The sequence below is a fragment of the Streptomyces sp. A 4/2 genome (assembly GCF_940670765.1).
Classification (GTDB): Bacteria; Actinomycetota; Actinomycetes; order Streptomycetales; family Streptomycetaceae; genus Streptomyces.
Window position 1 is genome coordinate 123,287 of sequence record NZ_CALNVW010000049.1, and the last position, 21,699, is coordinate 144,985.

The following is a 21,699-nucleotide window of genomic DNA, read 5'->3' on the forward strand; positions in this document are numbered from 1 at the left end:
CCGGCGCCGTCAGTCGGTTGCCGCGACGGCTTCGTCGACCGTGGTGTGAATGGGAAACACCTTGGTCAGACCGGTGATACGGAAGATCTTGAGAATGCGCTCCTGGTTGCAGACCAGGCGCAGCGAGCCCTCATGGGCACGCACGCGCTTCAGGCCGCCGACGAGCACGCCGAGTCCGGTGGAGTCGAGGAAGTCCACGCCCTCCATGTCGACGACCAGGTGATAACTGCCGTCGTTCACCAACTCGACCAACTGCTCGCGCAGCTTGGGCGCGGTATATACATCAATCTCGCCACCGACCTCGACGACCGTACGGTCGCCACCAGGCCCGGACACATTGCGAGTCGACAGGGACAGGTCCACGGATCCTCCAGCACCTTGCTATCGAGCGGCCGCACCCTGTGGTCTCCCCGGCGGAGCCAGGGAACGGATCGCCAGCCGCGATGGCATTCAATCACTTACCAGCAGCCATGCACGACGCCTTGAGCCCATTGTCCGTCATGCCAGTGACACACTCGGTGCCGATGGCCAAGAATCACCGCTCCAGGCGACCCACCGGGGACACGGGTGTACGACCCGATCCCCGGGAGGTCCTCGACCGTCTCTCCGCAGGGCAGAGCCGGGCTTCGCGCATCACTCATACGGAGCACTTGCCCCCGCGTGCGGGACGTCATGCCGTCTGGCCCGATCGCATCCGACCGGAAGTGATCGCCGCCATTCAGGCGCGTGGCATCGAACACCCGTGGGCCCATCAGGCCGTCGCGGCCGAACACGCACTCGACGGCGAGTCTGTGATCATCGCCACGGGTACTGCTTCGGGCAAATCGCTTGCCTATCTCGCGCCGGTGCTCTCCACCCTCCTCGACGGCTCGGAGGCCCCCAACGGCCGCGGCGCGACCGCGCTCTACCTCGCCCCCACGAAGGCCCTCGCGGCCGACCAGCGGCGCGCTTTCAAGGAGCTCGCGGCACCGCTCGGCCACGGCATCAGACCCGCCGTGTACGACGGGGACACGCCCGTCGAAGAACGCGAATGGGTACGTCAGTTCGCCAACTACGTCCTCACCAATCCGGACATGCTGCACCGCGGAATCCTGCCCTCCCATCCGCGCTGGGCCTCCTTCCTGCGCGCCCTGCGCTTCGTGGTCATCGACGAGTGCCACACCTACCGGGGCGTCTTCGGTTCGCACGTCGCCCAGGTGGTCCGCCGGCTGCGCCGCCTCTGCGCCCGCTACGGCGCCGATCCCGTCTTCCTGCTCGCCTCGGCCACCGCCGCCGAGCCCGCCGTGGCCGCGGGCCGCCTCACCGGCCTGCCGGTCCACGAGGTGGCCGACGACGCCTCTCCGCGCGGCGAACTGGTCTTCGCCCTCTGGGAACCTCCACTCACCGAGTTGCACGGCGAACAGGGCGCACCCGTACGCCGTACCGCCACCGCCGAAACCGCCGACCTCCTGACCGACCTGACCGTGCAGGGCGTGCGCTCGGTAGCCTTCGTACGCTCCCGGCGCGGCGCCGAACTCATCGCCCTCATCGCCCAGGAACGCCTCGCCGGGATCGACCGCTCGCTCGCCGGCCGGGTCGCCGCCTACCGGGGCGGCTACCTCCCCGAGGAGCGTCGCGCCCTCGAAGCCGCCCTGCACTCCGGCGAGCTCCTCGGCCTCGCAGCCACCACGGCCCTGGAGCTCGGCATCGACGTCTCCGGTCTCGATGCCGTCGTCATCGCCGGCTATCCGGGCACCCGGGCATCGCTCTGGCAGCAGGCAGGCCGCGCGGGACGCTCGGGAAGAGGCGCACTCGCCGTTCTGGTGGCCCGTGACGACCCACTGGACACCTACCTGGTGCACCACCCTGACGCGCTGTTCAAACAGCCTGTGGAGACCACCGTCCTGGACCCCGACAACCCGTACGTCCTCGCCCCTCATCTGTGCGCGGCAGCGGCGGAACTGCCGCTCACAGAATCCGATCTGGAACTCTTCGGACCGGCGACCGCCGGGCTCATGCCGCAGCTGGAGACCGCGAAGCTCCTGCGCCGGCGGGGAAAGTCCTGGTACTGGACCCGGCGGGAGCGGGCCGCCGAACTCACCGATATCCGGGGCGAAGGCGGCAGTCCCGTGCAGATCGTCGAGGCGGGGACCGGGCGGCTGCTCGGCACGGTCGACGAAGCGGCTGCCCACACCGCCGTCCACGACGGCGCTGTCCACCTCCACCAGGGACGCACCTATCTGGTGAAGCACCTGGACCTGGAGGATTCGGCCGCCCTCGTCGAGGAGGCCAGTCCGCCGTACTCGACCACCGCACGGGACACGACCGCGATCTCCGTCCTGGAGACCGACACCGAAATCCCGTGGGGTTCCGGGCGGCTCTGTTACGGCTCCGTCGAGGTCACCAACCAGGTCGTCTCCTTCCTGCGCCGCAGACTCATCACCGGTGAGGTGCTCGGCGAGTCGAAGCTCGATCTGCCACCGCGCACTCTGCGCACCCGAGCGGTGTGGTGGACGGTCACCGAGGACCAGCTCGATGCCGCACGCGTCAACCCGGAACAGCTGGCCGGAGCCCTGCACGCCGCCGAGCACGCCTCCATCGGAATGCTGCCTCTCTTCGCCACCTGCGACCGCTGGGACATCGGCGGCGTCTCCATTCCGCTGCACCCGGACACCCTGTTGCCCACGGTTTTCGTGTACGACGGCCACCCCGGCGGGGCGGGCTTCGCCGAACGGGCCTTCCACACGGCCCGTGAGTGGCTCACAGCGACCCGCGAGGCCATCGCCTCCTGCGAGTGCGACGCGGGCTGCCCCTCCTGCATCCAGTCCCCCAAGTGCGGCAACGGCAACGACCCGTTGCACAAGCGGGGCGCCGTACGCCTGCTCGCGGAACTCCTCCGGGACGCCCCTGGCGAACAGGCCGGGGAATCTGCCGCCCAATAGACCGAACGGGTGAATACGCCGGAGGCGGGGGCTGCTTCCCGCACGGGCCCTGCTTCGGCGCCCGGGTCCACCCGGCCGTCCGGACCCGGAGGCCCCTCCGGAGCCTCCGGTGCCCCTCCGTCCGCCGCATCCGGCGGGCCGGCCCGTGCCCTGATCTCCGGCGTGTACAGACCGAAGCGCGCCTGCGCCGTCACATCGGCGATCTCGCCGTTCACCGCACAGCGCACCACGCGGGCCCCCTGCGCCGCGGCCACCTTCACCGCCGCGCCGCAGGCGGAGGCCTGGCCGAGCAGTGCCCGGTCGGCAGCGGCCAGGGCGGCCAAATCCGCTGCACCACCTGCCCGGTGACGGGCAGCCACGGCCTGTCCCATCGCGAGCAGAGCGGCGAACACCACGCACATCGAAGCCGTCGCCATGGCCGCCCACACCGTCGCGAAGCCCTGATCGCCGCACGGGCCCCTGCACAGCCGCCTCACCTCCTCACCCCCGCTCCGGAGTACGTTCGCGCCCACAGCACGGCCGGAGGCCCCGCCCCAGCCTGCTCCGGGGCCCACGGCGTGCGCTGCGGCCGTACCCGGGCCCGCGCGCTCTGCTCCGACGGATTCGCCTTGCTGTCCGGTTCGCCTCCCTCGTCTCCGGGTTTGCCCGCGCTGTCCCTGACCCCTGGTGTGCCTCCCTCGCGCTTCGTCCCGCCGCTGTCCTTCGCCCCGCCGTCGCCGGTTGCCCCCACCTCGTCCTCGGCAAGCGCCGCAGCGTCCGCCTCCAGCGTCAGTGCGAGCGCATCCGGCCCCGGCATCGGAGCTCTCACCCGGACCTGCCACAGCTCCCCCGACCGTCCCAGCGTGATGCGCGCTCCGCGCGGGGCTGCCGACCGTGCCACGGCAAGCGCGACAGTCTGTGGCTCCGACCTGGCGGCGGCACGTGCGCCCGCTCTCGCCGCGTCCACACACCGAATCTGCGCGGATGCCGCTGTCAGGGCCCAGACCAACGCCATCGTGAAGAGCACCAGGGCCGGAATCACCATGGCCGCCTCGGCCGACACCGACCCCCTGTCGGCCTCAGAACTTCGCATTGAGCGCCTTCTCGACCACCGATTGCAGTGCGGCGGCGACCGGCCCACTGGTGACCACCTTGTAGAGCACGGCTGCGAACGCACACGCCGCGATCGTTCCCACCGCGTACTCGGACGTGGACATCCCTGCGTCCCTGCCTGCCCCACACCTCAGCATGCGCACCCGTGCCCGCGTCCAGTTCCGTACCTGCAGCACGCCCGGCGCACTCAGCGTGTTCCGCAAGATCTGTACATTCCACATCTCAACCCCCGTGTTCGTTCGCGTTGTTTGCGCGCTCGTGTCGCTCGCACGACGCGCACCATTCGTTGGCTCATGGCTCATGGCTCGTGACCTCGGCTCATGGCTCATGGCTCGTGACCTCGGGCTCCTGGCTTCGGCCGGCTCGCCTGGCATCGGTCAGTTCGCCATGAGCAGGTGGTTCGCCAGTCCGATCACCACCGGCACCACTCCGACTGCCAGAAACGCGGGCAGGAAGCAGAGACCCACCGGTCCGGTGATCAGTACCCCGGCGCGTCCCGCCCGGTCCTTGGCGGCTCTGGCCCGTTGGGCCCGGAGCCCCGCCGCGAGCCGGGCCACCGGATCGGCGGCCGGGGCGCCGGTCGACGCGGCCCGCTCCAGACAGCGGGCCAGACCGGCTGCTCCCGGTATCGAGCCGAACCGCCCCCAGGCCGCGGCCGGTTCGCCACCGAGTCGCAGTTCTGCCGCTGTCCGGGCCAATGCATCACCGACCGGGCCCCCCAGGGATTCCCCGACGGCCTCCGCAGCCTCCCGAGGCCCCGCACCGGACGCGATGCATGCCGTCAGCAACTCTGCGGCAAGCGGCAGTTCCCGTGTCACCGCCTTCACCAGGGCGTCGTCGGGCCCGGACGGTGTCCGACTTTGCTGCCAGCGCCGCACCCCGTACCCCGCAGCAAGACCGATCCCGAAGCCTGTCCATCCGCCGACCAGTACGCACCCGACGGCAACCGCACCCAGCGGTCCGCCCCAGCGGCCGGCCCACGCCCCGTACTCCGGCCGTTTCCGCGGTGGACCTGACTCCACGGGCAGCAGCGCGGCTGCCCGTCGGCGCGACCGGCGTTCATGTCTCCGCTCGACGCAGACAAAGGCAAGCCGGACAGCTGCCACCGCACACAGCGCCACCCCCAGGCTGTGGACAACATCGGCGGCCAGGGCGGAACCTGTCGCCGCACCGCCGGTCATTCGTCCTCCCCGGCCCGCACGATCCGCCCGGCCCAGAAGATTCCCGCGCCTTCCAGCACTCCGCCCGCCAGCAGACAGCAGAGCCCTGCGGGGGTGTGCAGCAAAGTCCACAGTGGGTCGGCTCCGAGCGCGGTTCCAAGGAGCAGGCCGCCGATCGGGAGCAGCGCGAGGACCAGCACCGTCGAGCGCGCACCGGCCAGCTCGGCCCGCAGGTCGGCCCGTTGGTCCCGTTCGGCTCGCAGCGCCCCTTCCAGGCCGTCGAGTCCGGTCGCCAGCCCCGCGCCTCCGTCCACCGACACCCGCCAGCAAGCCGCCACTCCGACCAAGCCGCCGGCTCCGGGCTCCCGCGCCGCCCGGCGTAACGCTTCGGGCACATCGCCGCCGAACCTCGCTGCCGCCAGCACCGCGGCCTCTGCCCCGCCCAGAGCCCCCGCCCCCCGGCCGGCAGCCAGTAGCGCCTCCCCCGGCTGCCTCCCAGCCCTCAGCTCACCGGCGACAGACCCGCACATCGCAATCACCGCATCGGTCCGCCGCAACCGCTCCCGTGCCTGTGCTGCGGCCCGCAATCGCCGTCCCAGCAGCGGGATCGCCAGGACCCCCGCCAGGAGCGGCAGCACCGAACTGCCCAGGACGGCGATCACCCCGGCCACCGGCAGACAGAGCCACTCGCGCCTCAGCCGACCGCGCATCCTTCTCCACAGCGAGCCTGCCCACAGCGGTGCGCGCGCCTCTGCACTGCCCGCAAAAAGCAGCCGTCCCCTGCGCAGCCCGCGCTCCTGTGCCGCCAGCAGCAGCCACAGTGCGGCGCATGTGAAGAGCACCGCCAGGGAGGCCGGGGAACTCACGGCCCACCCCCGATCATCGACCGCAGCCGGGCCCAGCCCGGCCCTTGGGTAAAGCCCTCCATGCCCCAGCGCAGCGCGGGCACGGTCACCACCAGACCTGCCGGGTCCCGCTCCAGCACATGCATCTCGGCGACTCTGCGCCGCCCGCCCCGGTCCCGGACAAGATGCACCACCACTGCCAGCGCAGCAGCCAACTGGCTGTGCAGTGCTGCCCGGTCGAGCCCCGCGGCCGTCCCCAGAGCCTCAAGACGCGCCGGTACATCCACGGCGGCATTGGCATGAACCGTCCCGCAGCCACCTTCGTGTCCGGTGTTCAGCGCGGCCAGCAGTTCAGTGACCTCCGCCCCTCGCACCTCACCCACCACCAGCCGGTCGGGACGCATCCGCAGGGCCTGGCGCACCAGGTCCTGCAGAGTCACCCGGCCCGCACCCTCCTGGTTCGGCGGCCGGGACTCCAACCGCACCACGTGCGGATGTTCGGGCCGCAGTTCCGAGGAGTCCTCGGCCAGCACAATCCGCTCAGCAGGCCCCACCAACCCCAGTAGGGACGACAGAAGCGTCGTCTTTCCCGTCCCGGTCCCACCGCTGACCAGAAAGGACAGCCGGGCGTCGATCAGCGCCCGCAGCACCTGGTCGCCGCCCGGCGGGACCGTGCCCGCCGCCACCAGTTCCTCCAGTGCGAAGGCCTTCGGCCGCACCACCCGCAGCGAGAGGCAGGTCGATCCGACGGCCACCGGCTCCAGCACCGCATGCATCCGTGTCCCGTCAGGCAATCGCGCGTCCACCCATGGCCGGGCGTCGTCGAGCCGCCGTCCTGCCACCGCCGCGAGCCGTTGCGCCAGCCTGCGCACCGCGGCGGTGTCGGGGAAGACGACATCTGTCAGTTCGAGTCCGCATCCACGGTCCACCCACACCCGGTCAGGAGCGGCCACCAGCACATCGGTCACCGCGGGATCGGCGAGCAGAGCCTCCAGCCGCCCCGAACCCACCAGCTCCGAGCGCAACTCCTCCGCCGCCCCCAGCACTTCGGTGTCTCCGAGCAGGCGCCCCTGGGCGCGCAGCGCCGCTGCCACCCGAGCGGGGGTCGGTTCCGCGCCGCTCTCCGCGAGCCGCTGCCGCACGGCGTCGAGGAGGGGCGGGGAGCCTCCCGCGAACTGCGTTCCGCCGGAAGTAGCCAGCGCGTTCATGAGACACCTCCCCCGGCCAGCGCCTGCTCCCAGAACGCGGTACAGAACTTGGCCAGCGGCCCCCGCGTCCGGCTGCCCGGCGGCGTGCCGCCGGTCTGTGCTTCGAGCAGCCCTTCCTCCACGGGCAGTTCACCCACGAGGGGGAGATCCAGTGCCCGAGCCACCCATTCGCCGTCCAGACCGGATGCGTACGGCCCCCGCACCACCGCTCGCAGATCCTGGAGAACCATGCCCGCCATCGAGGCCACTCTCGCCGCCGCCGCGACGGCCCGGAGCTCCCCCGGCACCACCAGCAGCCCGAGATCGAGCTGGGCCAGGGCCTCGGCAGCCCCCTCGTCCACCCGCCGGGGCAGATCGACGACGACTACGCCTCCTCCCCGGCGCGCTGCAGCCAGCACGGCCCGCATCGCCTCGGGCGCGATCACCACCGCATCGGACCTGTCCCAGCTGAGGACCTTCAGCCCATGCAGTTCCGGAAGGGATTCCTCCAGTGCGCTCCCTCCGACCCGCCCTTTCGAACGGGCGAAATCCGGCCACCGTCTGCCCGCCGTGTGCTCGCCACCGAGCAACACATCGAGCCCACCGCCCAGTGGGTCGCCGTCGATGAGCACGGTGCGCTGTCCGCTCCGGGCCGCGGTGAGCGCCAGCGCACATGCCAGGGTCGATGCCCCGGCCCCGCCCCGCCCACCGATCACCCCGACGGTCAGCGCCTGCTGTCCGACCCCTTCGGACACATCGGCAATGCGCTCGACGAGCCAGCCCTCGGCGTCGGGCAGGCGCAGTACATGGTCGGCGCCGATCTCGACGGCACGCTGCCAGACGGCAGGATCGTCCTGGTCCTTCCCGACGAGGTACACGCCCGCCCTCCTGGCGCTCCCCCGGACACGGGCCGCCGCATCGTCCCCGACGAGGATCAGTGGTGCACTCTCCCAGCTGCCCTTGCGGTCGGGCACGCCGTGATGAACCTCCGGCTCGGCCCCCGCCGCAGCGCACAGCCGCAGCAGATCGTCGAGCAGCGCCGCGTCCTCGGTGACAATCAGCGGTCCGCCCCGTCGCTGCCCGGCGACCGGCAGCCGGTCGGGTGTGCTGGATCCAGCCACGTTCTTCCGCCCCCTCTCAGAGTGATTCCTACGAGCCGCGAAGCCGCATCGGACAAGCCGCCGACTTCGCGTTGGGAATCACCGTGCAGGGATCCGGGAAATTGAGTGGATCTTGCTTCAAAACTGTGGGCAACTCACCGGTTGTGAATATCTCCGCCACTCTTATCGGTGACTTCCGGAGAGGAGTGCAACCACTACACAGCGTGACGCGTATCTCTGGTGCAAGGCCGTTGCAGCCGAGCAAGGGAGAGGGCCGGAGATGAACACCGAACAGCTGGGGAGCCGGAGGGCTCAACCGAAAACGTGTCCGGACATGCGACGACCCCAGCCGGGGGGGAGAGCTGGGGTCGTCCCCACGTCCGACTCGGGGGGGGAGGAGCCGGACGGGGATAACACGGTCGCGAACGATCCGTGACTTCCATGGTGTACCCGAGAGCCTTCTCAGGCAAACCCACGCGCCGCCGCGTAAGCCGAATGGCGGGCACCTATGCTCTGAGTTGTGGAAAACCACTCCTCGCCTCGTACCGCTGCCTTCTTTGACCTCGACAAGACAGTCATCGCCAAGTCATCGACGCTGACCTTCAGCAAGTCGTTCTATCAAGGCGGCCTGATCAACCGCCGCGCCGTGCTGCGTACCGCATATGCCCAGTTCGTCTTCCTCGCAGGCGGTGCCGATCATGACCAGATGGAGCGGATGCGCGAGTACCTCTCCGCGCTCTGCAAGGGCTGGAACGTCCAGCAGGTAAGGGAGATCGTCGCCGAGACCCTGCACGATCTGATCGACCCGATCATTTACGACGAAGCCGCATCCCTCATCGAGGAACACCACACCGCAGGCCGCGACGTAGTGATCGTCTCCACCTCCGGAGCAGAGGTCGTCGAGCCGATCGGCGAGCTTCTCGGCGCCGACCGGGTGGTCGCCACTCGCATGGTCGTCGGCGCGGACGGCTGCTTCACCGGAGAGGTGGAGTACTACGCGTACGGGCCCACCAAGGCCGAGGCCGTCAAGGAACTGGCGGCTTCCGAGGGGTACGACCTGGCGCGCTGTTACGCGTACAGCGATTCAGCGACCGATGTGCCGATGCTCGAATCGGTCGGCCACCCTTATGCGGTCAATCCGGACCGGGCGCTTCGTCGCGAGGCGGTCGCACGGGAGTGGCCGGTTCTCGTCTTCAATCGGCCGGTCCGGCTGAAGCAGCGACTGCCCGCACTGCGGATGCCCCCCAGGCCCGCCCTGGTCGCGGCTGCCGCGGTCGGAGCGGCGGCGGCCACGGCCGGTCTGGTCTGGTACGTCAACAGGGGCAGCCGGGCCGGTCGTCGAGGCGACCCCTTTGCCCCGGTTTGATCAGAAAAAGTAAAGAACTGAGATAGGGACTTCCGCTCACCCCACGACAGGAGTACAAAGGAGTCAACGGCCCGCGAGACCAAGGACATCCGAGAGGATCACCTGAAACCGCATGCAGGCCCCACGGACCGAGCATGGAAGCTGAGCACCCACGCGACGTCGACCCGTCGATTACGGGCCAGCCGCACCAGGCAACGGGCCAAGTTCCCGGCCTGATGGGCAATATTCGAGGACGCTTGGTAACCCGGCAGACATGCCAGCGGCGGTACCGATCGGTACCGCCGCCTTTGTCTGCCCGTCCGGCAGTCCCGGGGCTCCGGTCAGGCCGCTCCGCGCTGGAGGGCCTCGCAGACGGCCGTCGATTCCCGTACACCCAGCTCCACCGCGCGGCCACAGTGCGCGATCCACGCGGCCATGCCTTCCGGCGTACCTGACGCGTAGCCGTCCAGAGCCGCGACGTAGGCCGCCCGCCCCAGCTCCGCGTGACCGACCTCGGCCGGGCAGATGGATTTGGGATCGAGTCCGCTGTTGATCAGCACGACCCGCTCGGCCGCCCTGGCGACCAGACCGTTGTACGAACCGAACGGCCGCAGCGCTATCAGTTCGCCGTGCACCACCGCCGCCGTCACCAGCGCGGGAGCCGCACTGCCCGCGATGACCAGCTGCGAAAGCCCGTCGAGTCGCGCCGCCACCTCGTCGGCACCGGGCAGCGGAAGCTCGATCAACGGCTCGTCCGCCGTCTCTCCCGCCAACCGCGGCCGGCCGACCGCATCACCGGAATCAGCCGCAGCCACCAGGTGCAGCCGGGCCAGCACCCGCAGCGGCGACTGGCGCCAGACGGACAGCAGCTGACCCGCTTCGGCGGACAGCCGCAGGGCCGCACCGACCGTACGGGCTTCAGGATCACCACTGAAGTCGGTACGTCGGCGCACTTCCTCCAGCGCCCAGTCCGCCCCCGCCAGCGCGGCCGAACCGCGCGACGCGCGCAGCGCGGCCTCCGCCGTGACCTCGGTGCTGCGCCGTCGCATGACGCGGTGACCGTAGACCCGGTCCACCGCTTTGCGCACGGAGTCCACAGCATCGCCGACACCCGGCAGCTGGCCCAGTGCGGCAAGGGGATCTGAGTGATCTGGGGGAGTCGCCGGGGCTCCGGCGGACGCCTTCCGGGAGAACGCAGTCATAGGAAGCGAGGCTACGCGTCCACGGCAGACACCCCACCTTGGAGTGGTCTTCTTCACTTCCGACACCCACACACCGCAGTCGCCCCGCTACCCTTTGTGAACATGAAGATCGCTTTCGTAGGGAAGGGCGGCAGCGGCAAGACCACGCTGTCCTCTCTCTTCATCCGCCACCTGACCGCCAATGAAGCACCCGTCCTCGCCGTGGACGCCGACATCAACCAACACCTGGGCGCCGCACTCGGGCTCGACGAAGCGGAGTCCGCCGCGCTGCCCGCGATGGGAGCGCACCTCCCGCTCATCAAGGAGTATCTGCGCGGCTCCAATCCGCGTATCGCCTCGGCAGAGACGATGATCAAAACCACTCCGCCCGGCGAGGGCTCGCGGCTGCTCCGGATCCGTGAGGACAATCCGGTGTTCGACGCCTGCGCCCGCCCGGTCACGCTGGACGACGGCGGGATCCAGTTGATGGCGACCGGGCCGTTCACCGAGTCGGACCTTGGAGTGGCGTGCTACCACTCCAAGGTCGGCGCGGTGGAACTCTGCCTCAACCATCTGGTCGACGGGCCGGAGGAGTTCGTCGTCGTCGACATGACGGCCGGTTCGGATTCCTTCGCTTCCGGCATGTTCACCCGGTTCGACATGACGTTCCTGGTGGCCGAACCGACCCGCAAGGGTGTCTCGGTCTACCGGCAGTACAAGGAGTACGCCCGCGACTTCGGCGTCGCCCTCAAGGTCGTCGGCAACAAGGTGCGGGACCAGGACGACCTGGAGTTCCTGCGCGCCGAGGTCGGCGACGACCTGCTGGTCACCGTGGGCCACTCCGACTGGGTCCGCGCGATGGAGAAGGGCCGCCCCCCGCGCTTCGAGATGCTCGAAGCGGAGAACCGGCTGGCCCTCCAGTCGCTTCAGGACGCCGCGGAGGACAGCTACGCACACCGCGACTGGGAGCGCTACACCCGCCAGATGGTGCACTTCCACCTGAAGAACGCGGAAAGTTGGGGGAACGAGAAGACGGGCGCCGACCTGGCTTCACAGGTCGACCCCGCCTTTGTCCTCAGTGAACGTTACGCCGAGATCAGCCCTGCTTCTTGACCCCGCGTCCGGGAGCGGCCCCGGAAGGCTGGGGGGACAGATAGGCCGCCCAGCCTTCCTTCGGCGCCTCGCCGACAGCCAGCCCCTGTAGCTTTCCGACGGTCTTCGGGTCCTGTGCCTCCAGCCAGTTGACCAGCTGTTTGAACGGCACACACCGCACTTCCGGCCTGGTGCAGACGGCGGCGATCGTCTGCTCGACGGCCCGCATGTACGTACCGCCGTTCCAGGACTCGAAGTGGTTGCCCATGATCAGCGGGGCACGGTTTCCGTTGTACGAACGGTCGAACGCCCTCAGCAGTCCGTCTCGCATCTGATCGCCCCAGTACGTGTACATGGCGGGGTCGCCGTGCACGGTCCGCGACTGGTTGAACATGAAGTTGTAGTCCATCGAGAGAGTCTCGAACGCCCGCCCCGGCACCGGGACTTCCTGCAGCGGGATGTCCCACACACCTTCGCGCCGCTTGGGCCAGACCTGCAGGCCGTTGCCGCTCGCGTCGTAGCGGAAACCCATCTCACGGGCGGCGGACAGCAGATTGTGCTGGCCCTCAAGGCAGGGGGAACGGCCGCCCGCCAGTTCCTTGTCGTAGTCGAAGGGCAGGGGTGGCAGGCCGGTGAGACCGGTGTTGGTCCGCCAGTGCTTCACCATGGCCTTGGCCTGCGTGATCTCGCTCTTCCACTCGGGGACCGACCAGGTGCCGACTCCACCGTCTGGTCCGCAGAAGTGGCCGTTGAAGTGGGTGCCGATCTCGTTCCCGTCCAGCCAGGCGCCGCGGAGTTGGGTGACGGTGTCACGGATTCCCTCGGCGTCGTTGAACCCGATGTCCGAGCTGCCCGCCACGTGCTGGGGCGGGTCGTACTGCTCCTTCTTCGCCCCCGGCAGCATGTACACGCCGCTGAGGAAGTACGTCATGGTCGCGTCGTACTTCTTTCCCACGGCACGGAAATGCGAGAAGAGTTTCTGGCTGTCCTCTCCGGCTCCGTCCCAGGAGAAGACCACGAACTGCGGCGGCTTCTGACCCGGTTTCAGACGGTGGGGCACGGACACATGGGGCTGGACGCCGGTGTACGCGGTGGAGCCGTCGCCGATGAGGCGGACGGCGGACTCGGGCGCTTCTGCCGGGGCGTTGCGCTTCGTGGCGGCCGCGCCCTGCTTCGTGGTCCTGGGCACTGAACCGTCGATGTCTGCGCAGCCGACGGCTCCTGCGACCAGAGCGGCGGTGACGGCGCAGAGGGTGATTCTTCGCGTGGGGGAGGTCATGCACCCCACTCTCAATTCTTCATACTGTCGCATCGCTGAGCGACACAGTCACCGAATCGGGTGAACCGCTCGACCATTTAGGCGAAATGTCCAGACTTGGTCTTTACTCTGGATTACCATCTATTTACCGAGCGTTGATGATCCCCGCTACTGCAGGCCGTGCTCCACGGCCGCGTCCCCTTGACCCGCTGTTTCGCCGTTCCGCATATTCCGCGACCGCGCTGCCCCGGAGGAGACGAGATCCATGTCCGCCTGCGTACCCGCCCGCACCGATCACACCCCTTCGGCCTCATCCGCCCACAGATTCACTGACACATCCACCGGTACGTCCACCGGAGCAGCTGCCGGCACCCCGGACACCTCCCTCTTTCAACGGCCGCACAGCCCGCCAGCCGGTGGAGACGGCCGCCGCCCCCGCTTCCGGATCGCGGCCGCCGACCTGTCCGCCTCGATCACGGTCTTCTTGATCGCCGTCCCGATGTCCCTGGGGCTCGCCGTCGCCATCGGCGCTCCGCTCGAAGCCGGGCTGCTGGCCGCAGCCGTCGGCGGCATCGTCGCGGGACTGCTCGGTGGCTCCGCACTCCAGGTCAGCGGTCCGTCGGCCGGTCTGACCGTGGTGACCGCAGAGCTCATCCAGGTCTACGGCTGGCGCACCACCTGCGCCATCACCGTGGGAGCGGGTCTGCTCCAACTGGCCCTGGGGTCGCTGCGCGCCGCGCGCGGCGCGCTCGCCGTCTCTCCGGCCATCGTGCACGGCACGCTCGCCGGGATCGGCGTCGCCATCGCTCTCGCCCAACTCCACATCGTGCTCGGCGGCGCACCTCAGAGCTCGGCCGTCGCCAACGCGCTTGCTCTACCCGGACAGTTGAGCCGCGTCGGCCCGGCCGCGCCGCTGATCGGTGCGCTCACCATCGCCGTACTGGTGCTGTGGTCACGAATCCCCGGCCGCACCGGCCGGGTGTTGGGCAGAGTCCCGGCCGCGCTCGCCTCGGTCGCCGTCGCCACCGCAGTCGCTGCCGTCGCCGCACCAGGCATCACACGCGTCGACCTGCCGTCCTGGCGCACGCATGCGCTGCCCGAGGTGCCGCACGGCCCGGTGCTCGGGCTGCTCGGCGCGGTGTTCACGGTGACGCTGGTGGCCGGCCTGGAGTCGTTGCTCTCCGCGGTGGCCGTGGACAAACTGGCGGCGGACCGCCCTGGCCCGGCCGTCGAGCGGACCGGTCTCGACCGGGAGTTGCGCGGGCAGGGCATCGCGAACGCGGTGTCGGGGCTGCTCGGCGGGCTGCCGGTGTCGGGCGGAGCAGTGCGTGGCGCGGCAAACGTACGGGCCGGGGCGACCGGACGCGCCTCCACCGTGTTGCACGGGGTGTGGATGCTGCTCGCCGCCGGGCTGCTCGCCGCCGTCCTGGAGTGGCTGCCCCTCGCCGCCCTGGCCGCACTCGTGATGGCCGTCGGCCTCCAGATGGTGAGTTACACGCACATTCGCAATGTTCACAAGCACCGGGAGTTCCCGGTGTACGGGGCCACCGTGGGCGGTGTCCTGTGTTTCGGGGTGATACAGGGAGTGGCGATCGGGATCACGGTCGCGGTCGGCGTGGCACTGCACCGCCTCTCCAGAACCCGGATCACGCTGGCGGAGCAGGACGGTGTCCACCGGCTGCGGGCGCGTGGTCAGTTGACGTTTCTGGCCGTCCCCAAGCTAAGCCGGACGCTGGGGCAGGTGCCACCGGGGGCGTATGCCGTCGTGGAGTTGGACGGCTCGTTCATGGACCATGCCGCGTACGAGACCCTCCAGCACTGGCAGGAGGCTCATGCGGCCCAGGGTGGCCAGGTCGAGGTCACGGGCCGGGCCGGGACCCGGATCGCCGAGCCCGAGTCCGCCGTACACACCTGTTGCCGCCCCTGGACCCCTTGGCGCAATCACCACTGCACCGACCTCGGCACCGAACGCGGCACGCTGCCCGTAGCCGTGCCCATGCCCATGCCCGCGCCCGCACCCGCACCCGCACCCGGCACAGCGGATTCGGCAGCGGATCCGGCAGGGGATCCGGGCCCTTCACCGGCGACCCTCTCCGGCCCCACCTCCGAGGTCGCCTGCCTCCGTACGGGGGCGGACACGGGTACGCCCCCAGACAGCGCTACGGACCTGACGACCACTGCCCGCACGACGGCCTTCGCCGGCAGGGAGGGTGCACCTGGTGACGTTGCACCCGGCACAGGAATCGTGCCGGACCCGGAGGTCCCGCGCTCTACTCCCTGTACAGAGGTCGCGGTCCGGCCAGGAACCGAGGCTGAGGCAGCGGGCGCGTTCCGTGGGGAGGAGCCCATGCCCCATCGGCCCGGGAGCCGTCAACTGGTCAGCGGGCTCAGCTCGTTCCAGCGTCATACGGCCCCGTTGGTACGGGGCGAGCTGGCGCGACTCGCCCGCGAGGGGCAGCGGCCCTCGCAGCTCTTTCTCACCTGCGCCGACTCCCGGCTGGTCACCAGCATGATCACGTCGAGCGGTCCCGGCGATTTGTTCACCGTGCGCAATGTGGGCAATTTGGTACCGCTGCCGGGCACGGACAGCTCGGACGACTCGGTGGCGGCGGCGATCGAGTACGCCGTCGACATCCTGCGCGTCGACTCGATCACCGTATGCGGGCATTCCGGCTGCGGGGCGATGACGGCGCTGCTGAACGGCCCACCGGACAGTCCGCCGGACGCCCCACAGACCCCGCTGCGGCGGTGGCTGCGGCACGGACAGCCCAGCCTGGACCGGATGCTGAGCCGCCATCACTCCTGGGCCCGGATCTCCGGGCGGATGCCTGCCGATGCCGTGGAGCAGCTCTGCCTGACCAACGTGATCCAGCAGCTGGAGCATGTGCGCGCACACGCATCGGTGGCGAGACGGCTCGCGGAGGGCGAGCTGGAACTGCACGGCATGTACTTCCACGTCGGCGAGGCCCAGGCGTATCTGCTCGCCGACCCTCATGAGCGGGACGGGGTCTTCGCCCAGGTGGCTCCGGTCTGACCGTTCGTATCCGAGTGATCCGCCCACGCCCGGCAGCCAGACGGAAGGAGCACGGCCGGAGCACGGGACACAGGTCTAAACCAATTTCTTACGGTTAGCCCTTGTCAGAGTGGCTCGTGGGCTGATGAGCTATGACCTGGGACATAAGGCTTTGTCGAAAGGGCGATCTCGTGAGCAACGAAAGCTTGGCCAATCTGCTCAAGGAGGAGCGGCGCTTCACGCCGCCCACCGAGCTGGCCGCGAACGCCAACGTCACCGCGGCGGCGTACGAGCAGGCAGCGGCAGACCGGCTGGGCTTCTGGGCGGAGCAGGCCCGGCGGCTGAGCTGGTCCACCGAGCCCACCGAGACGCTCGACTGGTCGAACCCACCGTTCGCGAAGTGGTTCGCCGACGGTGAGCTGAATGTCGCGTACAACTGCGTGGACCGACACGTCGAGGCCGGCAACGGCGACCGCGTCGCCATCCACTTCGAGGGCGAGCCCGGCGACAGCCGCTCCATCACGTACGCGCAGCTCAAGGACGAGGTGTCGCAGGCCGCGAACGCCCTCATAGAACTGGGCGTCGCCAAGGGCGACCGGGTCGCCATCTACCTGCCGATGATCGCCGAGGCCGTCGTCGCGATGCTCGCCTGCGCCCGGATCGGCGCGGCGCACTCGGTGGTCTTCGGCGGTTTCTCCGCCGACGCCGTGGCCTCCCGCATCCAGGACGCCGACGCCAAGCTGGTCATCACCGCCGACGGCGGCTACCGGCGGGGCAAGCCGTCCGCGCTCAAGCCCGCGATCGACGAGGCCGTCACCCAGTGCCCGCAGGTCGAGCACGTGCTCGTGGTGCGGCGCACCGGCCAGGACACCGCGTGGACCGAGGGCCGGGACCTCTGGTGGGACGAGTTCGTGGGGAGCCGGTCCACCGAGCACACCCCCGAGGCCTTCGGCGCGGAGCAGCCGCTGTTCATCCTGTACACCTCCGGTACGACGGGTAAGCCGAAGGGCATCCTGCACACCTCCGGCGGCTACCTCACTCAGGCCGCGTACACCCACCACGCCGTCTTCGACCTCAAGCCGGAGACGGACGTCTACTGGTGCACGGCCGACATCGGCTGGGTGACCGGCCACTCGTACATCACGTACGGCCCGCTGGCCAACGGCGCGACCCAGGTGATCTACGAAGGCACGCCGGACACCCCCCACCAGGGCCGGTTCTGGGAGATCGTCCAGAAGTACGGCGTCTCGATCCTCTACACGGCGCCGACCGCGATCCGTACGTTCATGAAGTGGGGGGACGACATCCCAGCCAAGTTCGACCTGTCGTCGCTGCGCGTGCTGGGTTCGGTCGGTGAGCCCATCAACCCCGAGGCGTGGATGTGGTACCGCAAGAACATCGGCGCCGACAAGTGCCCGATCGTGGACACCTGGTGGCAGACCGAGACCGGCGCGATGATGATTTCGCCACTGCCGGGTGTCACGGCGACGAAGCCGGGGTCGGCGCAGCGCGGGCTGCCGGGGATCTCCGCGACCGTCGTCGACGACGAGGCCAACGAAGTACCGAACGGCGGTGGCGGCTACCTGGTGCTGACCGAACCGTGGCCCTCGATGCTCCGTACGATCTGGGGCGACGATCAGCGCTTCATCGACACCTACTGGTCACGTTTCGAGGGCAAGTACTTCGCGGGTGACGGCGCGAAGAAGGACGAGGACGGCGACATCTGGCTGCTCGGCCGGGTCGACGACGTGATGCTGGTATCCGGGCACAACATCTCGACGACCGAGGTCGAGTCGGCGCTCGTCTCGCACCCGTCGGTCGCCGAAGCGGCGGTCGTGGGCGCGGCGGACGAGACGACCGGTCAGGCCATCGTTGCCTTCGTGATACTGCGGGGGTCGGCGTCGGAGTCGGCGGACCTCTCCGCGGAGCTGCGCAACCACGTGGGCGCGGTGCTCGGCCCGATCGCCAAGCCGAAGCGGGTACTGCCCGTGGCGGAGCTGCCCAAGACCCGGTCCGGGAAGATCATGCGGCGGCTGCTGCGCGATGTCGCGGAGAACCGCGAGCTGGGCGACGTCACCACGCTCACCGACTCCTCGGTGATGGACCTGATCCAGACCAAGCTGCCGAGCACTTCCAGCGAGGACTGACACCGGATCAGCCCCACCGAGAACCGAGAACTGAACAGCTGAAAGCTGAAAGCTGAAAGCTGAAAGCTGAGAGCTGGCTGCGAACGCCGACCGGACCCCAGGTGCCCGGTCGGCGTTCTGCGTGTACGACGGCCACCCGGCTGGTCATCTGCAGCGCGCCGTGCGCCCGTTCTGTCCGTAAGGTGACGATCACCGCATGCTCCCTGGTGCGCCGGGTAGGGTGTTCCACAGGTAATTCAGTAAGCAAAAGGGTGCGCCGGGAAGTCTGGTCGGCATGTGTTCTGTGCTGCCCACCCGACCGGAGGTCCCCTCGTGGCCGCGCCCGCCCCGAAGCCGAAGCCGAATCCCCAACCGCCCGCGCAGTCCCGCTCCCGCGGCAGGCAGACCTTCCTGGGGCGGCTCCCGTTCCCCGAGCGGACCTTCCTCACCGACGCGCTGCGCACCGAGACCGTCGGCGGCCTGATTCTTCTCGTCGCCGCCATCGCCGCACTGATCTGGGCGAACACCCCGCTGAAGGGCAGCTACGCCTCGGTCAGCGACTTCCATCTGGGCCCCGCCACCCTCGGCCTGCACCTGTCCGTCACGCACTGGGCCGCCGACGGGCTGATCGCTGTCTTCTTCTTCGTCGCGGGCATCGAGCTCAAGCGCGAACTGGTCGCAGGTGAACTGCGCGACCCGAAGGCCGCCGCGCTGCCCGTCGTCGCGGCGCTCTGCGGGATGGCCGTACCGGCCCTGGTGTACACCCTGGTCAATGTCATCGGCAACGGTTCGCTGGACGGCTGGGCGGTGCCCACCGCCACCGACATCGCGTTCGCCCTGGCCGTCCTCGCGGTCATCGGGACCTCACTGCCGTCCGCGCTGCGGGCCTTCCTGCTCACGCTCGCCGTCGTGGACGACCTGTTCGCCATCCTCATCATCGCGGTCTTCTTCACCAGCGACATCAACTTCGTGGCGCTCGGCGGCGCCGTGCTCGCGCTGGCCGTCTTCTGGCTGCTGCTGCGGCTGGACGTACACGGCTGGTACATCTACGTCCCGCTCGCCCTGGTCGTCTGGGCGCTGATGTACCACAGCGGCGTGCACGCCACGATCGCCGGAGTCGCCATGGGCCTGATGCTCCGCTGCACCCGCCGCGAGGGCGAGCCGTACTCCCCCGGTGAGCACATCGAGCATCTGGTCCGGCCGTTGTCGGCGGGCCTCGCCGTACCGCTCTTCGCGCTGTTCTCGGCCGGGGTCTCCGTATCGGGCCGTGCGCTCACCGATGTGTTCACCCGTCCGGAGACGCTCGGCGTCGTGCTGGGCCTCGTCGTCGGCAAGGCGGTCGGCATCTTCGGCGGTACGTGGCTGACGGCCCGCTTCACCAGGGCCGAGCTCAACAAGGACCTGGCCTGGGCCGACGTCTTCGCCGTGGCCTCACTCGCCGGGATCGGCTTCACCGTCTCGCTCCTCATCGGCGAACTCGCCTTCACCGGAGACAGCTCGATGACCGGTGAGGTCAAGGCGTCCGTACTGCTGGGCTCGGTGATCGCCGCCGTGCTCTCCTCGGTCCTGCTCAAGGTGCGCGACCGCAGATACCGCTTCCTGTGCGAGGAGGAGGAACGCGACGAGGACCACGACGGCATCCCCGACATCTACGAGGAGGACAGCGCCGAGCACCATCTGCGTATGGCTGCGATCCTTGAGGGGAAGGCGGCCGAGCACCGTCGTCTCGCCGAACGGGCGGGGGCAGCAAGCGCGGACGACGACCGTCCGGCATGATCTGAAGTCAGGTCCTGCAGAAACCGACGACGGCCAGCCCGACCGGCGCGAGGTGTACGAGCGCCCGCAGATGAGAAGAGGGATTCAGCAATGAGCCACCCCAGCAGCCCTGCTGGCACCGCCGACCGCAGTCTCGGTCAACTGGTCGCATCGGCCACCGCCGAGATGTCCTCGCTCGTGCACGACGAAATCGCCCTGGCCAAGGCCGAGCTGCGCCAGGACGTCAAGCGCGGCGCGATCGGCGGCGGGGCGTTCGCGGCGGCAGGCACCGTGCTGCTCTTCTCCCTGCCGATGCTGAGCTTCGCCCTCGCCTACGGCATCCGCACCTGGAGCCACTGGAACTTGGCGATCTGCTTCGTGCTGTCCTTCGCCGCGAATGTGCTGGTGGCCGCGGTACTCGCACTGATCGGGGTCGTTTTCGCCAAGAAGGCGAAGAAGGCGAAGGGCCCGCAGAAGGTCGTCGCGTCCGTCAAGGAGACGGCCGCCGTGATCCAGGGCGTCCGCCCCCACCCCCGCCCGGCCGTCGAACGCGCGTCCTCGAACGCCCCTGCGGCGGTCACCGACAAGGCTGCGGCTGTGGCACGCTCGTCTGCATGACCGCTTCTGCCGAATCGGGTTCCGTCGTACGTATCGACGGGCCCTGGACCCACCGCGACGTCGCGGCCAATGGCGCGCGCTTCCACATCACGGAGGCGGGTGACGGGCCGCTGGTGCTGCTGCTGCACGGTTTCCCGCAGTTCTGGTGGACCTGGCGGCATCAGCTGACCGCGCTCGCCGACGCCGGGTTCCGGGCCGTCGCCATGGATCTGCGGGGGGTGGGCGGCAGTGACCGTACGCCCCGGGGTTACGACCCCGCCAATCTGGCCCTCGACATCACCGGCGTGATCCGGTCCCTCGGCGAGCCGGACGCCGCGCTCGTCGGGCACGACCTGGGCGGGTACCTGGCCTGGACGGCGGCCGTGATGCGGCCCAAGCTGGTGCGCCGGCTCGTGGTCTCCTCGATGCCGCATCCACGGCGCTGGCGCTCGGCGATGCTGTCCGACTTCTCGCAGTCCCGCGCGGGTTCGTACGTCTGGGGTTTCCAGCGCCCGTGGGTGCCCGAGCGTCAGCTCGTCGCCGACGACGCGGCGTTGGTGGGCCGACTGGTGTGCGAGTGGTCGGGGCCCGCGCGTCCCGACGACAACGCGGTGGAGATGTACCGGCGGGCGATGTCGATCCCCTCGACGGCGCACTGCGCGATCGAGCCGTACCGCTGGATGGTTCGGTCGCTGGCACGGCCGGACGGGATCCAGTTCAACCGCAGGATGAAACGTCCGGTGCGGGTACCGACGCTGCATCTGCACGGCTCGCTGGATCCGGTGATGCGTACCCGCAGTGCGGCGGGGTCGGGGCAGTACGTCGAAGCGCCGTACCGCTGGCGGCTGTTCGACGGCCTGGGGCACTTCCCGCAGGAGGAGGACCCGGTGGCGTTCTCCACAGAACTCATCAACTGGTTGAAGGACCCCGAACCCGACCGGTGAGCCCGGTTCCGGCGTGACCGGTGAGCCCCGTTCCGGCATGTCCGGTGGCCGGACGGGAACGCCTGTCCTACGAACAGCCAAAT

At 69.6% G+C, this 21,699-nt stretch carries 17 protein-coding genes and 1 pseudogene; 8 read left to right on the forward strand and 10 right to left on the reverse strand.

All coding sequences use genetic code 11. The annotated features are described in order from the left end of the window. Positions 1-9: 9 nt before the first annotated feature. Positions 10-363 (reverse strand): STAS domain-containing protein, encoded by a 354-nt coding sequence (locus NBY69_RS32380; protein ID WP_003967428.1) that lies wholly within the window; start codon positions 361-363, stop codon positions 10-12. 80 nt (positions 364-443) lie between these two features. Here NBY69_RS32380 and NBY69_RS32385 point away from each other — a divergent pair, with 80 nt between their 5' ends. Then, positions 444-2,921, forward strand: coding sequence for a DEAD/DEAH box helicase (locus NBY69_RS32385; protein ID WP_250305521.1), 2,478 nt, complete (start codon positions 444-446; stop codon positions 2,919-2,921). 194 nt (positions 2,922-3,115) lie between these two features. Here NBY69_RS32385 and NBY69_RS37740 read toward each other — a convergent pair. From NBY69_RS37740 to ssd, 7 genes and pseudogenes are all read right to left on the reverse strand, one after another. Next, positions 3,116-3,337, reverse strand: a pseudogene (locus NBY69_RS37740) (Rv3654c family TadE-like protein); the annotation flags it as partial. A gap of 56 nt (positions 3,338-3,393) precedes the next feature. Further along, the gene (locus NBY69_RS37455; RefSeq protein WP_284349922.1) at positions 3,394-3,993 is read right to left on the reverse strand and encodes a TadE family type IV pilus minor pilin; all 600 of its coding nucleotides are present in this window, start codon (positions 3,991-3,993) and stop codon (positions 3,394-3,396) included. Further along, entirely contained in the window at positions 3,980-4,150 is a 171-nt protein-coding gene (locus tag NBY69_RS32400; RefSeq protein WP_250305596.1) for a DUF4244 domain-containing protein, read from the reverse strand. Before NBY69_RS32400 ends, NBY69_RS37455 begins: the two co-directional genes overlap by 14 nt. Positions 4,151-4,390: 240 nt before the next feature. Further along, complete coding sequence (locus NBY69_RS32405) at positions 4,391-5,194, reverse strand: type II secretion system F family protein (protein WP_250305522.1); 804 nt, start codon at positions 5,192-5,194, stop codon at positions 4,391-4,393. Continuing rightward, complete coding sequence (locus tag NBY69_RS32410) at positions 5,191-6,039, reverse strand: type II secretion system F family protein (protein ID WP_374211362.1); 849 nt, start codon at positions 6,037-6,039, stop codon at positions 5,191-5,193. The genes NBY69_RS32405 and NBY69_RS32410 overlap by 4 nt, the downstream gene beginning before the upstream one ends. After that, a complete protein-coding gene (locus tag NBY69_RS32415) occupies positions 6,036-7,226 on the reverse strand; it encodes a TadA family conjugal transfer-associated ATPase (RefSeq protein ID WP_250305523.1) in 1,191 nt (396 codons plus the stop codon). The genes NBY69_RS32410 and NBY69_RS32415 overlap by 4 nt, the downstream gene beginning before the upstream one ends. Then, positions 7,223-8,326 carry a septum site-determining protein Ssd gene (gene ssd, locus NBY69_RS32420; RefSeq protein WP_250305524.1) on the reverse strand — a complete coding sequence of 368 codons (1,104 nt, stop codon included), beginning with the start codon at positions 8,324-8,326 and terminating at the stop codon, positions 7,223-7,225. Before ssd ends, NBY69_RS32415 begins: the two co-directional genes overlap by 4 nt. 499 nt (positions 8,327-8,825) lie before the next feature. On the opposite strand from ssd, the gene NBY69_RS32425 reads away from it, so the two are divergent. Further along, positions 8,826-9,671, forward strand: coding sequence for an HAD family phosphatase (locus NBY69_RS32425; protein ID WP_250305525.1), 846 nt, complete (start codon positions 8,826-8,828; stop codon positions 9,669-9,671). Between the two features lie 320 nt (positions 9,672-9,991). Here the strand turns inward: NBY69_RS32425 and NBY69_RS32430 are convergent, their stop codons facing one another. After that, complete coding sequence (locus NBY69_RS32430) at positions 9,992-10,747, reverse strand: oxidoreductase (protein ID WP_250305598.1); 756 nt, start codon at positions 10,745-10,747, stop codon at positions 9,992-9,994. Positions 10,748-10,954: 207 nt separating this feature from the next. On the opposite strand from NBY69_RS32430, the gene NBY69_RS32435 reads away from it, so the two are divergent. Beyond that, positions 10,955-11,944 carry an ATP-binding protein gene (locus NBY69_RS32435; RefSeq protein ID WP_250305526.1) on the forward strand — a complete coding sequence of 330 codons (990 nt, stop codon included), beginning with the start codon at positions 10,955-10,957 and terminating at the stop codon, positions 11,942-11,944. On the opposite strand, the gene NBY69_RS32440 is transcribed toward NBY69_RS32435, so the two are convergent. Then, the gene (locus NBY69_RS32440) at positions 11,928-13,202 is read right to left on the reverse strand and encodes a hypothetical protein (protein ID WP_250305527.1); all 1,275 of its coding nucleotides are present in this window, start codon (positions 13,200-13,202) and stop codon (positions 11,928-11,930) included. The two genes, NBY69_RS32435 and NBY69_RS32440, sit on opposite strands and share 17 nt — an antisense overlap. A gap of 244 nt (positions 13,203-13,446) precedes the next feature. Here NBY69_RS32440 and NBY69_RS32445 point away from each other — a divergent pair, with 244 nt between their 5' ends. The 5 genes from NBY69_RS32445 to NBY69_RS32465 all read left to right on the forward strand — a co-directional run bounded on the left by NBY69_RS32445 (position 13,447) and on the right by NBY69_RS32465 (position 21,616). Further along, positions 13,447-16,215 (forward strand): SulP family inorganic anion transporter, encoded by a 2,769-nt coding sequence (locus tag NBY69_RS32445; RefSeq protein ID WP_250305528.1) that lies wholly within the window; start codon positions 13,447-13,449, stop codon positions 16,213-16,215. Positions 16,216-16,346: 131 nt separating this feature from the next. Beyond that, positions 16,347-18,341 carry an acetate--CoA ligase gene (gene acs / locus NBY69_RS32450; protein ID WP_250305529.1) on the forward strand — a complete coding sequence of 665 codons (1,995 nt, stop codon included), beginning with the start codon at positions 16,347-16,349 and terminating at the stop codon, positions 18,339-18,341. A gap of 312 nt (positions 18,342-18,653) precedes the next feature. After that, positions 18,654-20,096 (forward strand): Na+/H+ antiporter NhaA, encoded by a 1,443-nt coding sequence (gene nhaA / locus NBY69_RS32455; RefSeq protein ID WP_374211363.1) that lies wholly within the window; start codon positions 18,654-18,656, stop codon positions 20,094-20,096. 90 nt (positions 20,097-20,186) lie between these two features. Continuing rightward, entirely contained in the window at positions 20,187-20,693 is a 507-nt protein-coding gene (locus NBY69_RS32460; protein WP_250305530.1) for a phage holin family protein, read from the forward strand. Then, complete coding sequence (locus tag NBY69_RS32465) at positions 20,690-21,616, forward strand: alpha/beta fold hydrolase (protein ID WP_250305531.1); 927 nt, start codon at positions 20,690-20,692, stop codon at positions 21,614-21,616. The genes NBY69_RS32460 and NBY69_RS32465 overlap by 4 nt, the downstream gene beginning before the upstream one ends. Positions 21,617-21,699 lie beyond the last annotated feature (83 nt).